18 protein-coding genes and 1 pseudogene are annotated in these 16,129 nt (G+C 42.5%); 3 read left to right on the top strand and 16 right to left on the bottom strand.

Features of this window, described 5'->3' with window-relative positions; all coding sequences use genetic code 11:
- Positions 1–139 precede the first annotated feature (139 nt).
- The gene (locus DESPCE1_RS0104400; protein ID WP_014792844.1) at positions 140–475 is read left to right on the top strand and encodes a hypothetical protein; all 336 of its coding nucleotides are present in this window, start codon (positions 140–142) and stop codon (positions 473–475) included.
- A gap of 301 nt (positions 476–776) precedes the next feature.
- A complete protein-coding gene (locus DESPCE1_RS0104395; protein ID WP_019849620.1) occupies positions 777–2,141 on the top strand; it encodes a monomeric [FeFe] hydrogenase in 1,365 nt (454 codons plus the stop codon).
- A 33-nt stretch (positions 2,142–2,174) separates the two neighbouring features.
- Here DESPCE1_RS0104395 and DESPCE1_RS0104390 read toward each other — a convergent pair whose 3' ends face one another.
- Both DESPCE1_RS0104390 and glnA read right to left on the bottom strand, forming a co-directional pair.
- Complete coding sequence (locus tag DESPCE1_RS0104390) at positions 2,175–2,747, bottom strand: ANTAR domain-containing response regulator (protein WP_014792842.1); 573 nt, start codon at positions 2,745–2,747, stop codon at positions 2,175–2,177.
- A 31-nt stretch (positions 2,748–2,778) separates the two neighbouring features.
- On the bottom strand, positions 2,779–4,107 hold the full coding sequence (gene glnA / locus DESPCE1_RS0104385; protein WP_019849619.1) for a type I glutamate--ammonia ligase: 1,329 nt from the start codon (positions 4,105–4,107) through the stop codon (positions 2,779–2,781).
- 326 nt (positions 4,108–4,433) lie between these two features.
- Here glnA and asnB point away from each other — a divergent pair, with 326 nt between their 5' ends.
- Complete coding sequence (gene asnB, locus DESPCE1_RS0104380; RefSeq protein ID WP_019849618.1) at positions 4,434–6,287, top strand: asparagine synthase (glutamine-hydrolyzing); 1,854 nt, start codon at positions 4,434–4,436, stop codon at positions 6,285–6,287.
- A 107-nt stretch (positions 6,288–6,394) separates the two neighbouring features.
- On the opposite strand, the gene DESPCE1_RS0104375 is transcribed toward asnB, so the two are convergent.
- The 14 genes and pseudogenes from DESPCE1_RS0104375 to DESPCE1_RS0104300 form a co-directional block, all read right to left on the bottom strand.
- A complete protein-coding gene (locus DESPCE1_RS0104375) occupies positions 6,395–7,996 on the bottom strand; it encodes a hypothetical protein (protein ID WP_019849617.1) in 1,602 nt (533 codons plus the stop codon).
- A 126-nt stretch (positions 7,997–8,122) separates the two neighbouring features.
- Positions 8,123–8,692, bottom strand: a complete 570-nt coding sequence (locus tag DESPCE1_RS0104370) for a hypothetical protein (protein WP_028305456.1) — start codon at positions 8,690–8,692, stop codon at positions 8,123–8,125.
- Positions 8,693–8,951: 259 nt separating this feature from the next.
- The gene (locus tag DESPCE1_RS0104365; protein WP_019849615.1) at positions 8,952–9,461 is read right to left on the bottom strand and encodes a hypothetical protein; all 510 of its coding nucleotides are present in this window, start codon (positions 9,459–9,461) and stop codon (positions 8,952–8,954) included.
- 90 nt (positions 9,462–9,551) lie between these two features.
- The gene (locus tag DESPCE1_RS0104360; RefSeq protein ID WP_242835362.1) at positions 9,552–9,983 is read right to left on the bottom strand and encodes a hypothetical protein; all 432 of its coding nucleotides are present in this window, start codon (positions 9,981–9,983) and stop codon (positions 9,552–9,554) included.
- Between the two features lie 12 nt (positions 9,984–9,995).
- Complete coding sequence (locus DESPCE1_RS23605; RefSeq protein ID WP_242835420.1) at positions 9,996–10,457, bottom strand: 4Fe-4S binding protein; 462 nt, start codon at positions 10,455–10,457, stop codon at positions 9,996–9,998.
- 425 nt (positions 10,458–10,882) lie between these two features.
- Entirely contained in the window at positions 10,883–11,290 is a 408-nt protein-coding gene (locus tag DESPCE1_RS0104340; RefSeq protein ID WP_019849613.1) for a molybdenum cofactor biosynthesis protein MoaE, read from the bottom strand.
- A gap of 69 nt (positions 11,291–11,359) precedes the next feature.
- Positions 11,360–12,262 carry a hypothetical protein gene (locus DESPCE1_RS0104335; RefSeq protein WP_242835361.1) on the bottom strand — a complete coding sequence of 301 codons (903 nt, stop codon included), beginning with the start codon at positions 12,260–12,262 and terminating at the stop codon, positions 11,360–11,362.
- Positions 12,263–12,351: 89 nt separating this feature from the next.
- Complete coding sequence (locus DESPCE1_RS0104330) at positions 12,352–12,870, bottom strand: hypothetical protein (RefSeq protein ID WP_019849611.1); 519 nt, start codon at positions 12,868–12,870, stop codon at positions 12,352–12,354.
- Between the two features lie 155 nt (positions 12,871–13,025).
- Positions 13,026–13,304, bottom strand: coding sequence for a GNAT family N-acetyltransferase (locus DESPCE1_RS21745; RefSeq protein ID WP_242835360.1), 279 nt, complete (start codon positions 13,302–13,304; stop codon positions 13,026–13,028).
- 22 nt (positions 13,305–13,326) lie between these two features.
- Positions 13,327–13,695, bottom strand: a pseudogene (locus tag DESPCE1_RS21030) (flavodoxin family protein); the annotation flags it as partial.
- Between the two features lie 120 nt (positions 13,696–13,815).
- Entirely contained in the window at positions 13,816–14,508 is a 693-nt protein-coding gene (locus DESPCE1_RS0104315; RefSeq protein ID WP_019849608.1) for a hypothetical protein, read from the bottom strand.
- Between the two features lie 414 nt (positions 14,509–14,922).
- Complete coding sequence (locus DESPCE1_RS0104305) at positions 14,923–15,375, bottom strand: GNAT family N-acetyltransferase (RefSeq protein ID WP_019849606.1); 453 nt, start codon at positions 15,373–15,375, stop codon at positions 14,923–14,925.
- Entirely contained in the window at positions 15,347–15,607 is a 261-nt protein-coding gene (locus DESPCE1_RS23600) for a GNAT family N-acetyltransferase (protein ID WP_256379823.1), read from the bottom strand. The genes DESPCE1_RS0104305 and DESPCE1_RS23600 overlap by 29 nt, the downstream gene beginning before the upstream one ends.
- The gene (locus DESPCE1_RS0104300) at positions 15,570–16,037 is read right to left on the bottom strand and encodes a hypothetical protein (protein ID WP_019849605.1); all 468 of its coding nucleotides are present in this window, start codon (positions 16,035–16,037) and stop codon (positions 15,570–15,572) included. Before DESPCE1_RS0104300 ends, DESPCE1_RS23600 begins: the two co-directional genes overlap by 38 nt.
- Between the last annotated feature and the right edge of the window lie 92 nt (positions 16,038–16,129).

Raw genomic sequence — 16,129 nt, 5'->3', positions numbered from 1 at the left:
AAAACTTATACTTATGCGAATTATATTTTATAGATCCAACACCTGCTTTGAAGGGGATTTGAAGCAGGTGACGGATGAATCTTCAGCACAAATACTGTATAATGGATGATGTCGACCATTATCAGAGGAGGAGTACCTAATGGCAAAAAGTCTTTCTGATCTTAAAAGTAACTTTGTGGTAAAATACACTATCGGTCTCATGATGAAAGGCGAAGGAACCAGCATGCTGCGCACCGAATTATCCTGTGATGTATGCGGAGAAACCTGTCTCGCCTGGGAAGTTCACCAAATCCCTTATTATCCGGAGGGTAAACTCTCGGAAAATTACGAAGCAGGATATACAATGATGGCCTGTGACAAATGCATCGAAGAAAAACATATTATTCCTTTGGATACGGATGCTTCGGTTCGTTTTGACGCTTCCAATCTGGCCATTAAGGAAATCCTCGAAACCAGAAAGGACCAACAACAATAATCAATAAAGGTATTGGATAGCCGCAGAGTGTAAAGAGTTTTGTGCAAAGGATCATATCTTCCATAAAGGAAGGAATGGTCATCGAGGCAAAACTCTTTTTCTGTAGGGAAACAGGGCCAATCCCCTGTCATTTTTTGAAAATATTCTATTGAGGAAATAAACTTCCAAGTTAAACATTTCACATCTTCATTGAATTCTTATCCCTCAATTGCTACACTTCTTTTAGAAGGAATTATACTAAATAAGTAGTTTCTTAATTTTAAAGATTAAATAAATTAATCTATTAAGGGGGAAGCCGGCTATGGCCCGATCAGAAATTTTAAATATCCGCCGCCAAGTCTTAAAATCTGCCTTGGACTGGGTCAGTCGTGACCAGGACCGCAATGACCGCGCGACCTTGGCTCGTCTGATTATTCCCGATGGAACGCCCCGTTACCGTTGCTGTATCCATAAAGAGCGGGCTGTTATTGAAGAACGTTTAAAAGCTGTACTTGAACCGGATGAAGGTCCGGTGGTACGTGTTCTCAAGGAAGGGTGCAACGGATGTGAAATGCACCGCTATAGTGTAACCGACCATTGCCAAAATTGCGTTGGCCATTTCTGTTTCTCCAACTGCCCTAAAAAAGCGATTCTCTTTATTAACAATAAAGCTTTTATTGACCAGACCCGCTGTGTAGAGTGCGGTCTTTGCGCCCGGAACTGTCCATATCATGCCATCATCGAACATCGGCGGCCCTGTGAAGACAGTTGCCCCACCAAAGCGATCTCAGTCCGGGAGGATCGTATTGCCAGTATTGCGGAAGCCCATTGTACAAGCTGCGGAAAGTGCATTGTCAGCTGCCCTTTCGGAGCCGTAGCTGAATCCTCTCAGCTTGTCAACCTTTTTGAGGAACTGCGCAAACGGTCGAACACGGTCTATGCTGTCATCGCACCGGCCTTTGTAGGGCAATTCGGAAGAAAAGTTTCACCAGGACAGGTGAAGTCAGCCCTTTTAAAGCTGGGTTTCAAAGATGTTCTGGAAGCTGCCCTGGGAGCCGATCGCACCATTGAATTGGAAGCCCGGGAATATGATGAACGCCTGGCCCACGGAAAAGAATTCATGACCAGTTCCTGCTGCCCGGCTTATGTTAGTGCCGTTATAAAAGAAAAGCCTGATTTATTCCACCATATTTCTACCACCCTCTCCCCTATGGCCCAGGTTGCCCATATCCTTAAGGAAGAGAATCCTGAAGCAAAGGTCGCCTTTATCGGCCCCTGTATTGCCAAAAAAGAAGAAGGAAAGCGGCCTGAGACTAAAGTGGATTTTGTGCTTACCTTTGAAGAGTTGCTGGTCTGGTTCGACTATGAAGGTATCGATCCTGCCGAAGAGCCCACTCAAGTTTTAACCGGACCCAGCTCCTTTGCCCGGGAGTTCTCCAAAGCGGGAGGGGTGGCTGCGGCACTCAGCGCTTATCTGGGCAAGGATGCTCCCCCTACCTATCAGACCGAGGGGATTCAAAACAGTCTGAAAGCCCTGGAAACCCATGTCAAGAACGAGGACAAAGGTTTTCTGGAATGCATGGCTTGTGAGGGCGGCTGCATTAACGGGCCCCGGACAATGATTGCCCGTCCCCTGGCAGAACGGGCTCTTAAAGATTTTGTACAATCAGCCAATACGGCGCAGTAGCCAAAGGAGAAACCCTCTCGAGGGTTTCTCCTTTTAAGTATAGTCCTTGATGATCTCTTCAGCCACCTGGAGTTGGGGAAGGCGCAAATCCATCGCTTTTTTCTGGATATGACGGAAGGCCTCCGGTTCACTCATGTTTACCTTTTCCACCAGCAGCCATTTGGCTTGTTCGATAATCTTACGCTCATCCATGCGCTTTTTGAGCTGATCCCGCTCACTTCTTAACTGATACATGGAGTTCCTTACAGATAATGCAAAGCGGGCGCTTTGAATCAAAGTAAGGCGGTTGATGGGTTTAGGCAGAATCATCGCCCCTGTGGATTCCAGGGCATCCTGCATATGGGACACCTGCTCCGGCCGCGCTATAACAATAATTCCAGCCGAAGTTTTCTCATGGGCATCAAAGACTAAATCAATCCCTTGCTCATCAGGAAGGGGCGTACTCACGATGATCAAATCCGGCTGTGCGAAAAAAAACTGCCGTCGTGCCTCATTGGCTGAATGAGCGCAGTTGACCGGATGGTACCCCTCTTTGATAAGTGTGTTTTCTATGCTGCCGGCCACTTCAGATTTTCCACAGACGATGAGGACATTCCCTGCGCTCATAACTCATCCCCCCTTATGCAGGGTTCCCTATCTAATAAGCTTTGAGATAACTGTCAATCTCCCATTGATGGACCATATCATCATAAGCTTTCCATTCTCTAGCCTTGGCCGCAGTGTACTTGGTAAAAATATGCCCGCCTAAGGTGGATTGAATCAAGGGATCTTTTTGCATCTCTTCAAGAGCCATGAGCAGATTGGAGGGTAAGCGCTCCAGATTCAGAGACTTTTCCTGCTCCGGGGTAAGGTGATAGATATTCACATTAACAGGCTCAGGCACCTTCATTTCCCGTTGGAGTCCGTCCAGACCGGCTTCCAGGAGTAATGCCAAGGTCAGATAGGGATTGCAGCTGGGATCAGGGCTGCGCAGTTCAAGACGGGTTCCCGCTCCTCGTGGGGACGGCACCCGCAGCAGCGGACTGCGGTTCATCGGGGACCAGGCAATATGGACAGGTGCTTCATAGCCGGGGGTTAAGCGTTTATAGGAGTTGACCAAAGGATTGGCAATGGCTGTAATCCCCTTGATATGCTCCAATAATCCGGCAATGAATTGCTTCGCTGTTTCGGAGAGCTCACCAGGTTTTTCAGGGTGATTAAATACATTGTTTCCCTCTTTGGCTAAGGACATATTGATGTGCATCCCCGAACCATTGACTCCGGGAAGAGGTTTGGGCATAAAGGTGGCATGAAGGCCGTTCCTTTGCGCCACAATTTTCACTACATATTTGAAGGTCATAATATGATCCGCCGCCATCAAGGCATCAGAATATTTGAAATCAATTTCATGTTGCCCTGCAGCAGATTCATGATGAGAGGTCTCTATTTCGAACCCCATCTCTTCCAGAACTAAACAAATTTCCCGACGGGTATTTTCTCCCTGATCGATAGGGGCTAAATCACAATACCCGGCAGTGTCGTGGGTCGTTGTGGTGGGCTGCCCTTCACTGTCCGTATGGAATAAAAAGAATTCACATTCCGGGCCCACCTGGAATACATAACCTAAGTCCTGAGCTTTTTTCAAGGTTCGCTTAAGAATATAGCGGGGATCCCCCTCAAATTGAGAGCCATCGTGATTCTTCACATCGCAAATGATTCTTGCTACCTTCCCCTGCTGAGGACGCCAGGGAATAATGGTGAATGTACCAGGGTCGGGAAGAAGAAGCATATCCGAAGCCTCAACCCCTGCAAACCCTTTAACCGCCGAGCCGTCAAACAGCACACCCTCATCCAAGGCCTGAGCAAGCTGGTTATGGGTTATGGCGATATTTTTCATCTGGCCAAAAATATCTGTGAATTGCATACGGATAAAGCGGACATCATTTTCTCCTACATACTTAAGACACTCTTCTTTAGTAAACCCCATGATTAAGCTCTCCTTTCCAAATGGGTGAAATAACCGGTTTTATCCCTCTGCGCTGCCGCTAAAAGGCATGGAAACCTGATACCTATAAAAAAGGGCGCACTAAGCTCCCTATTAGGGTCCTTAGAACGCCTTTGTTCTATACCTAATATATACTTTGTGAAAGTCCGCTGTCAATACAAGGACTTCATGCATGCTGTATTCATAGCAAAACCAAAATTTGTTTTCATAGAGGCACGGTTCTTCCTCTCTCACATATATTGATTCTGAGACAAAGGAGTACTCTGACGGGTACTTCTTTGTTATTTTTGCTTGTGAGGTGCTGGTTCATGTGTTCCATTCTTGGTTTATTGAATTTTACCCGAAAAATTTCTCCCCAGGAGATACAAACTCTTAACACTATGGGAAAAACTTTAATTCATCGAGGGCCGGACCAAAACGGCCTTTATTATGGAGATCATTTTGCTTTTCAACATAACCGTTTAGCCATTATCGACATCGAAAAGGGCAGGCAGCCCATGACCGCCAGCCACGAGGGCTACGAATATACCATCGTCTACAATGGAGAGCTTTACAACACCGGGGATTTACGCCAAGAACTCCTTAAGCTTGGAGTTAAGTTCAGAACCTATTGTGATACGGAAGTGGTGCTGTACTCCTATATCCTCTGGGGAGAACAATGCTCCAGCAAGCTTAACGGTATCTATTCCTTTGTGATCTACGACTCTAAAGAAAAAAGGGCCTATCTTTCCCGCGACCGCTTCGGCGTCAAGCCTTTTTTCTACACCTTTGTGGAGGATGCCCTGCTCTTCGCTTCGGAAATCAAAGCCCTCCTTAAGCATCCCCAAGTGCAGCCCCAACTGGATCACCAAGGCTTGTGGCAGCTTCTCTATATGATGCCTGTCAAGGAAGAGGGCACCGCTATCTTTAAGGGTATCTCCGAGCTGCCCACTGCCTCCCATGCTTTTTATACTCCTACTCCGGGATCTCCTGAAGAAGGGCTGAAGATCTCCAACTATTGGACCCTGGAAGCTTATGAGAATAGGGACAGTGAAGATACTATCGTGGAAACCACCCGGGGTCTTTTGGTGGATGCCATTGAACGTCAGTTGGTTTCCGACGTCCCCCTTTGCACTTTCCTTTCCGGAGGGCTGGATTCTTCAGTCATCACCGCAGTGGCGGCCCAAAAATACAAAGCCGAGGGACGGCGGCTTGCCACCTATTCCTTCGAGCATGAAGGAAATAAGGATCATTTTCAGCAGACTCTCTTCCAGCCTCAAAGGGATGAGGAGTTTGCACTTTATCTGGCCCAGCATTTGCATACTCATCATCGGACTCTGACCGCTACAAAGGAGGATTTGGTAGGCTACCTGAATGATGCGGTAAATTATCGGGACTATCCCGGGATGGCAGACATCGACTCCTCCCTGCTCTTTTACTGCCGCCAAGTAAAAAACCACCATACGGTGGCTTTATCCGGAGAATGCTCAGATGAAGTTTTCGGAGGCTACCCCTGGTTCTATCGCCCGGAAATGCTCACACGCAGTTTTTTTCCCTGGATCCACGACCCCCATGCCCGTATCGGCTTGTTCAAGCCCGAACTGGTTCGTCCCCAAGAGGGCTTTGACTATACTTCGGGAATTTTCCGTCGGAGCGTGGAAGCTTGCCCTACGCTCCCCGGCGAATCGGAAACTATGAGAAATTCCCGCATCGCCAGCTGGCTTTCCATTCATTACTTTATGACCTCCTTGCTGGAACGCAAAGACCGGATGAGTATGGCCTCGGGCTTGGAAGTCCGGGTTCCTTTTTCAGATCACCGATTGGTCCAGTATGTCTATAATGTCCCTTGGGAGATAAAATTCAAAGGCGGTGTGGAAAAATCACTGCTCCGGGCCGCTATGCAAGACTATCTCCCCGATAAAATCCTCTATCGTAAAAAAAGCCCCTTCCCCAAAACCCATGACCCTCATTATGAACAGCTGGTATTCCATCTTTTCCGCAAGCGTCTGGGCTCCGGCAGCGGAGTACTGGCGGAACTATTGCAAAAGGATGTGCTCAATCGCCTTATAAATCCTGAAAACAAGACCTGGTTTGGCCAGCTTATGGGGGTTCCTCAATTGATGGCTTGGCTGGTGCAACTGGATTATTGGTTTGAGACCTACCAGGTTCAATTGGAACTATAAGCCGATCCCCACATGGGCTTGTCAATAGAAGGCGGGTAAAAAAAGAGTATCGCTCTGTTCCTGATCGAACAGTCAGCGATACTCTATAAAATGTCATATCCTAACCTCTACTGCAACCTAACTATCTCATGAACTCCCTTATATCTCTCCACATATTGACCTTGGATTTCATCACCAATTTTTAAGAAGGGTAATTTTTCTGAGACTTTGACATTGGCTATGAAGACATCGCTCCGGCCATCGAGAAGGATGTAGAAATAGGTGTTGCCATCCATAACCACGCTCTTAATATCTGTGATTTTCCCTTGGATGCCGAACTCTTCTTTCGGTTCCTCAGGCGTAGGCTCTGTCACCGTTCCAGTTCTGCCGGTAAATGATTTTACAACCTCTTCAACCGAGTTCCCCACAATAACCTTTTGGTAATTCTGAGCATCCACCAGTGCATACATCTTGATTAACCCTGCCGCATCCTTTAAAGACATAAAATAGACCGGCTCACCTTCAATATTAAGGAGAAGAGGGAAAGTGGATAAATAGCGTTTCTCCTGAACTGCCCCTTGAGCGCTGTCCATAGCCGAGTATTCTTCGGCAGAGGGAATGCTGTAGAACGTGGTTTCTTTCGTCCGCATATTGATCAGGATAAATCCGATGTTGGATTCATCCCGCACCACGGAAGTGATCCCTGTATACAGATATACATCGTCGTTGAGAGCCAGGTAATTATACCCTTCGGTGGTGGCAAGAACACCCTTCTGACCAAAAATCGAGTTGATAAAGCCGTTTTGATAGCGACCGTTATAATTAACCTGACCAATGACAAGATCGGCATCATAGACCCGGTCCACCCATTCCGGAACCTCTTCTAATTTAAGCTTCTGATGGTCACCGGTGGTCGCATTAAGCATGATAACTTCCTTAATATCCGTTCCCCCAAAGAGTCCAATGGTATTATACCGCACAGAAACAATCCAATAAGGTACTCCTTGTTCATCGATTTCGAAGCTGAAATCGCCAAAGATATCCATAGGATAGTTCATCCGCAGATAACGCCGCACATTTTTAAAGAAGAGCTCACTCTCAGAGTATTTGATGCTTTGTTCCGGGGTAACGAGATCCACGACTCCAGTGACCATATCCACCCTGATATAGCTGGGAAGTCCCTCTTTGGTGTTATTCAGCCATTTAAAGAAGTCTGCATACTGCAAAGGAGATACCCGGACCGGTTTTCCTTGATAATTGATTTGCGTGTAATCGGGAGCTACATTGAATTGGGAAACCAACTCGACGATCTCACCCATCTTCCGGTCGCCAAGCCTCAAGGCAGTATCCCGGTCTACTGTGGGAATTTGATTAATGGGAAGTTCCGCTACATCCTTGGCAAAATCTCCTTCTTGCTTGTTAATAAGATTGGCGTAAGTTTTGGCATGGAAGATGGGCATGGAGTAAAGGAACATAATCCCGCCAACAATGGTCACAAGCAGGGTAGCCATAACGAGATAGGAGCCAATATGCTTTGTGAGGGTGAGTCTTTTTTCCACAAATATTTGATGAAGCAAGAACAGCCCGGCACCTATCCCCAAAACATAAATCAAAAACACCCAAAAACCGGGAGATTGCAGGTTGATGGGAACGAGCGCAAAATAATAGGAGATTAAAATGAACGCTATCCAAATTGCAGCGAGGATAAACTTACTGTTGGATTTTTTCATAGCCTTTTCCTTTCTGTTTAAAAACTCATAAGGTCTTGATAAAATAATTACTATTTTTATAGTTTACCACGCTTTATATGAAAACTCCAATTCTCGTTCCTTAATTGCCGGTCTTACTACTTCAATTTATCGAAACATAATAAGCTTGTATTCCGGTATGCTTTTGATATATTCATAGTTACTTGACACCATGCTGGAGATTATCATATCAAAGGTAAGAGAGCTATCGTTAGCCAATACGATTACCCCACTATCTTTTGACGGATTACCGAACCGCCCTTCCAGGATCAAAAGATGCTTAAAGGGCTTTTTACTCAATTCATCCGCACTGGAATCAAACAAATAGTAGTAATCATCCTTGTAGAATAAGTCGGCAAAGAAGGGGCTATTTCCATTCTCTGAATAGAATGCTACCACGCGGAGAGATGAATTTTTCCCTTGGGAAGAAGCCGCAATAAAATCATCCCACAAACCGCCATTGGCAACAACCTTCGAATCACTTATGACGTAATATCCGGCATGTTGGGCCATTTCCAGTGTGTATCTGGATGGTAAGCTATTGAATCCGGTGTACTGCCCCTTATTATCGAAGGAAAAATCGAGGTTAGATCCCTGCTTTTCTACAATAACACTGCCTGTAAGTAACACTAAGAAACAAATGAGACAAACAATCATAGAAGCCGCTTTTCTCATCATTGATCCCCTTTCAACCAGGTAAAGATGCCCGGCTTTTCACTACACTATATTTTGATTTTATATTAATCCGCGATTTCATAGCTCTTGAATGTCCCTAGTTTCCAGGTCAATAACATATTGTTTCATAGTAGTACCCAGAATGCCAAAGTACACCTTTCCATCCATAATGCGATTGACCCGAATATAATCATACGAGTAGCTTGGATAACTGTTTTAATTTAGGTGAGATCAATTAGTTTAAAGTAGAATACAAAAAGATTTAGTTATAAACAACAAAATAGAATATAAATAAGAAGGCAATGAATGAAATTCCCATGACCATATTCCATAATAAATTTTCATCTGAACTCTTGAACAATAAAATCGAAAAATAAGTGATTATTAAAAGCAAAATCAAAGCAATAATTGCAAAGGACATGGATTGATTTAAGCCCAATGATAATTTAGGCTCTATGTCCAACATCAATATCCTATATCCATTGATGGCGCCAACAGCCGCCAGCATATAGAAATTCATGATATAAGCTTTTCTTCCCTTTCTATAATGGACACTATTTTTTTCACTATATTTTCGATAAAGTCCAGGATTCAGAAAAGAAAAAAATCTATCATAAAAATTTTCATTAATACTCAGCAATACAGCCAGTATCAAAAAGCTAAATCCCAAGGCTAGAGAAGCTGCACCCGTTTTAATGATTAGCATTACAATAATAATTTGCAGCAACAATGCCAAAATACCAAATGATTTTAGATTTGACTTTAGATCCATTCCATCTCTCCCTGACCCTTAAAGCTGCCCTCTACGTATTCGGTTCATATAATTCATTATACTATTTTTACCCAGGAGCATCTTTTTGCTTTAATTCAATTTATCTTTATCCCGGGCTCTTCTATCTAATGTCAATAAAATCGCAGAAGCTAAATAACCAAGTAAAACCAACAAGAAAAATCTAAAGGCGCTAGGGGTCATTGCTAAGTAAAGACTTAGTGGCAAGGAGTAAATAAAAACAACATACATTAACCAAATTACTCCATAAATCGAAGCAATTAATCCGAGAATCGCCGGGAGTCCAAGTCCTACAAAAGTTATTGGCAGCACTTCTTTAAATATATTTAAAATTGCCCATAATATAATTCCGCTCACCGAAGCTGCTAAACCAATAAATGCTCCAACTCTGCCTATCCTATTCATCTTTTGAAATGAATTTATAAGGCTTATCACTTGAACTCCTCCCCTCTTAGTTACATTTTCTATTCCAAAACCCAGATGCCATCCCCAAATCAAGTTCACTTAAGCTCGGCCCTAGCCTTGGTTTTTGAGCATATCCCCTAATTTTGTATCAGGCTCGTGATAACGGCGGTAAATATGGGTCAATGTCGTGTAGGTGCAAAGCTTGTTAAGCAGTGAAATTTGAATAAGCCAAAAAAGAACAAGATAGGCTATAAAAAGTGCAAACAAGATGTAACTATAATTAAGCAGAGCATTAACAACGAAAAAATAGGGTCCTGTGGGCATGAGCTCACTAAGTCCATTTAATATATAAACGGATACCGGCAGTGTCGTCAAAAAATACAAGATAATGGCAAAGGAGTGACTCACTTCAACGGCTTTGTTAGGGCAATAACCCATGCATCTCATGCAGCTTTCACAAGTAAATGTCCAATAAGGCCGAGGTTTGTTATTTCCCACCATTTTTATAGTCTTAACCGGGCAGCTTTCAGCACATAAACCACAACCTGTGCAATCCTCGGAAGCAAAAAACAGTTTCGACAGAAAAAAACGCCCCTAAACTCTTTTTTCCCTTCTAAAACGCTGTTCATAAAAACATCAGCCTTAACCTTTGCCATGTCAATGATGAATCTGGAATTTACAGAATTCAGCCCCCAGTGCAATGACATCCAGTTGGATGGCATATCAAGTCCCATAACTCCCCGAACACTGTACCCCTTTAATTACATGCCAAGGTGCTGTAAACCCATGGGTCGGAAACACCACTCCCAACAGATCACCAGAGCCTTTATCCAAAGCAGACTCATTCCGGCATCTGGTGATCGGATATAGTTCCGACCTTATCCCTCTTTGGCTACCCACTTTCGTCATCGATGCGGCGGCTCTGAAGGAATTTCCTGTTCTACTCATAAAGTTTATTATCAGGGATTTATAGTCCATACCTGTCTCCCATTGCCTGACTATTTTTGCTCAATTTCGGTAACACATTCGTTTTTAATCTTCCCTACCAGATATTGGAGAGCATCCACCACATGAGGCCTGATGTCGCCCCCTATCAGTACAACCATGATGTCATCTCCTAATTCAAGCTGGCCTTCATTAAGCCAAACCCTAACATAAAAAATCCCCTTCATCTTATAGGTTTCGGCAATCACCTCATCAACCTTTGCTGCATCGTAAGCGAATTCCATTCCCTTAACCATGGACCCGTCATCAATTCCTTGGCGGACCTTTGCTTTAGGCGTTTGGCGCACAACGCCATTATGAACTAAGAACATCCCTTCCTGTATAGCCGCCGGATCAGCTTTTGCCTCTTTGAGCCATTCATCAATTGATGGCGATACTTTTTTCGTTTTTCCATTAGTCATAACCTAGAACACTCCTTTATTTAGTGCTTTTAAAGCACTCTCTTTCCCGCAATACCACTCCCTGGGCAACTAAAAAATCCCAGGTATTAAGTAGGCAATATAAAGCCCAAGACCAAAGGATACTATATTTGCAGTCAGGGCATATAGAATAACAAGTCTTTTTTTCGTCACTACCATACTACTATACTTGGGGAGAAGACTAGAATATATTCCTGCTTCAATGATAAACACGAATGCTTCCATCCAAATATAGTCAAAAACAAACATCATACTGCCTTGACTATAATTGATGACATTAAGCAAAATGTTAAGTATGGATTGAGTAACAATATTTACAGCCCCTATAATCAACAGTTGCTTTTTGGCTCTGAATCCAAACAGTAACGCAACCAAAATTTCAATTGCTATGGTTGCAATAATTCTGGCAAAAAGAGAAATTAGTTCCCAGGTATAATCATAGTTCCTCACGGCTTTTATATTCTCAGTGAGTGTAGTTGACCCTAACTCCAAACCTTTCGCATCTACACTATAATAACTGTGAAAAGCATAACGATCATAGACATCTTCACTAACAGCAAATTGGTCGTATTCAGGGAAGTAAATTAAGATTTTAAACTCAGGTGGAGGATAATACCCCCAGGTGAACTGGGAGGTTTCACTGCATTCTCTGAAGTACTGCAGAAAATAATACCCATCTTTATCCTGATAGGAAATGAACTTTTCCCAAATCTCATAGTCTTCATCATCTTCATGATATCTCTGGTTATTAGGATGTTCACCTAAGGCACTATGAGGCCCTGTGGAAGCTATTTCAGATAGTAATGTTACATAATATTTATCATTTCCAAGGCCTTTGAAGTCAATCACCACTGAAGGTTTGGGCCCCATATCTGCATAGGCCGGTGCGGGCATGATAAGTATGCTTATTAAGCACAACATTATGAAAAATACTCTCTTTTGCAAAAGCTTCACCCACTTCCACTAAACCTACCCTATGGAACATCGTTAGAACGACTCATAGGCCGCAAAATTCTTGAGCCGCCCTATTCTAAATCTCCGCTTCAATTGCTGATTCTTTCTTTTTTTATTATACGAAGACAGCAATCTGTATCCTCAAGTAGTTCAAAACGAAGATTATTGGTTTGGGACAAACTCCACTTATGATGCACAATATTATCCATTTCATCTCCAAACCATAATGACCAAAGCTCTATACCACCTCCTTCATTAATATTCGAATGGAGATATTCCAAAAGTTGATTGATACATTTGTTCATACGAAATTTTCCATTAAGCCAATAGATATACTCCTTTTTAACATAGTTCTCCAATCCGTCAGGAGGGTTGGTACATAGTGAAACGGAGAGTCCACCTGTATCATTTTCATCTGGAATATACAGTGCTTTACAATCATCAGGAAGTTCATCAAGGTTCCAAAACGATTGAGGCCGGGGATTCATCTCTTTCAGATCCTTTACAGTCAACTCTATTACACCCGAATAATTAACCTCAGGCAGCTGATAGTCAGATGCCATAAAAGTAAATCTACTCAAATAAATCGCCCCATTCCATCCCGCCATGAATGGCGGGTCTTCACATTATTCTGTGGGTTTTCGCACCATGAATATTGACTCAACACTTTCAAAACCAAATTGTTCATACAACCCATGAGCATCTCTAGTTACTAAAGCGCTCCTGACATTTTTGAACTCCGGCGTTTCCAGAATACATGCTATTATTTTTTTGCCAAGACCTTTTCCCTATGAATTCTATCTATATAAACATCGGATATCCATACTATCGTTGAATAGTCGGTCACAACACGAGCAAAACCAATTAACTCTTCTTCATGATATACTCCGTAACAAAAAGAATTCTCTATAGTTTTTTCAATAAGCTCTTTTGATCTATCCCTAGCCCAGTAACTATCGGACAAAAACTCCTTCACCCGATCCGCAGATATCAGAGATTTATCAGTATTTATTGTGTATCTCCCAAATTCCCATCTCATCATAAATCCCCCAAAACAATTTCTGTTATACGAAGCTTATTATTTGATGCGCAAATGTCTGGGAAAGTTTATCATCTGGGACAAATATAGATCTATATCCTAAATCACTTTGTGCAGCCATTCCCACATAGTTTAATTGAGAATGTTTGCAATACCTTTTGATAGCCTCCTCAAACAAGTCAACTCCTCTTTCTGGTCTGTAACCACATGTAGTTATGATAGCTAACATTTTACCAGCCCAAAGGGAAGGTCCCTTTTCATCACCGTAATATTTATTCATTCCATATACTAAGCGGTCCAGCAATGACTTCATTGGTGGCGTACAAAACCAGGAATAAATAGGTGTAGCTAATACAATTACATCACAGTCACATAGCTTATCAAATATTTCCTGCCCAGCCCTTATCGTAGTAATAATCTTGCAATCATGAAAATTCATTTTTCAACGATCTCCCTGGCCAAAGATTCTGACGTCTCTTAGTAGTATCCTTGATATTCCTTCAGCGACTAATCTTTAGAGCCTAAATCTAAAAGTTTTAACTATATCGTCAAACAACCTTTCTTCGACTTCATCTCTGATTTGGTTACGCGAGTATATGGTAACCGTGAATCCGTATGTACCATCACTGATCATATACATATGAGGATACCACTTTCCAACCTCTGTGCCCATTAATAAAATGATTTTTGTTCCTTTATACTTATAAAAAGATATAGGTTCTTTCGTAAGAATTTGTCCCTCAATGGTTTCATAATCCAGAAACTGTATTTCTTCACCCTGTTTGAGCAAGATGACCGGAGCTATTTCAGCCACCTTCTTTTTATTGCTGTCTTCAAATACCGTGCCCTGCAATGTCCAATCCGCCGGAATATTCATGGAATATTCGACTCTTTCATCTCCTGCTAAGTTTGTAGATCCCCTGCTCTCCCCATAAAAGATCATTTCGCTTAGCGAAACCTTAGCCGAAAGCTCTTTCCACTCATGATTCAATGTTGTAATCGTGAACTGATCTTCATGTGTTGATGGTGCTCTTGCCGATTCTTCCTCCGTCTCATATAAAGAGGGGTCAGATTGACTTGAGGATTGTTGTTGTACTTCACTATTTTCTTCACTTCCACTGGATGACATTTTAGTACGATCTAAATCACATCCATTGACTAAAAGTAACAAGGTCAGAAGCACTACGGCCCAGATTCCCTTCTTCATCCTACGCTCTCCTTTTCAAACTAGGCGAATCACTATACCACCTTTTTTCATTTCTTGTACGATTCTTACTATATGATTGGTGCCATAAATCGTTTCCCCAGCCAGATAAATTATTTTCTTTGACGCTTTTTATAAGTAAGGTATAAAGATATGACTGCAACAACAAAAACTTGCGGAATTAAAAACAACAATGCAAGACTCCGCGTTTCGTAATAGGTTAACACATCCCGAAATACAATGACATCAACTATTACCGTAATCAGTATCGACAACCAGATTAACTCTCTTTTTAAAATGTAGAACATAGCCAGGGAAACTATTGGTGGTATAAAGAACATCCCCACCGAAAAAACCCCTAAATACTCAAATGGTATAATTTTGATCCACATAGCTTACCCTTCTTACTCGAAAGCTTCATTCAAACTCCATTCCCAATAACACATATTCCTCATTGAAACCACATCTTCGATAGAATCCTTGCGCCACCACATTTGTTTTCTCAGTTCCTACTTCAATTTCATCAAAACCTCTTTTCAAAGCTTCTTCTTGAGCCATCAGAACCAACTTTTTTCCAATTCCTTTTCCGCGCTCTGCCTGCGTAATAATTAACTCATTGATGAGTGCTGTGCCACCCTTATGGAAAACCGTTCTATAAAAAATTACCGAGATGAATCCAACTACTTTTCCAGAAATCTCTGCAACCACATTCAAATATACTTCCGGCAGTTGCTCCATTTCTGAAAAAACTTTGCTTATACTTTGAAAGGTGACTTCATCACCCTGAGCTACTTCCCTAAGCTCATTCATCAAAGTAACTACGCCAGTCAGATCATCCGTTTCACACAGCCTCACAATTACTTCCGACATAAAGAGTACCTCTTTTCGTTTTGTTCCAACAATCATCACCTATAGCTGCGCGCTTTACTAATTCACTTTCTAAGCCTTGATTCCGGTATTCCTCATCTACAACTATCTGTGATAATATTGCTTCCTTGCCTTCATAATTCAACCTGGCATATCCATTAACCTTTTCTTTAGTACAGCCCCCTCCCGAAGTCTGGTTAATAGATTTCCTTGCGATGCTGTAGATGAATGCCAATATGTCCGATCCCTAAAATCACTACAGAAATTAAAAGCCAGACTACTTTTCCATATATACCAAGCAACAAAAACGCAATAACAGGCAGTGTCGCACCAGCTATAGGTACACCGCAAAAGCTGCTATAAAAATCCCTCAATGTCTTTTGGCTTCTGAAATATCTAACCCACCAGCCTTCATACATGAGCATTAATATCACTGCGGCAATAAGCCACAATGTCCATGCCGACCACGAACGAAGATTAAAGTCTGAGAAAATGAGTGCTGTACAGGTAACAAGAACCTGACCGACACGTTCAAAGATCAGCAAGATCTTGTTTTCACTTTGAGAATCATATCCCTTTGGCTGATGTCTTATCCATATGAGATTAGGAATTGTCAACATCAGCAAGAAAATCAGTCCTACGTATGAAAAACCTAAATGCCCCATTGCTTTATCCTCACTCAATTCATGTTTATCTGGATGTTATATGAATATATGCGATCACAATATCCTCCAAAAATAATATCTACAAAGGAATC

The sequence above is a fragment of the Desulfitobacterium sp. PCE1 genome (genome assembly GCF_000384015.1).
GTDB classification, from domain to species: Bacteria; Bacillota; Desulfitobacteriia; order Desulfitobacteriales; family Desulfitobacteriaceae; genus Desulfitobacterium; species Desulfitobacterium dehalogenans.
Note: the sequence above shows the minus strand (reverse complement) of the source record. Positions and strands in the feature narration are given on the sequence as shown.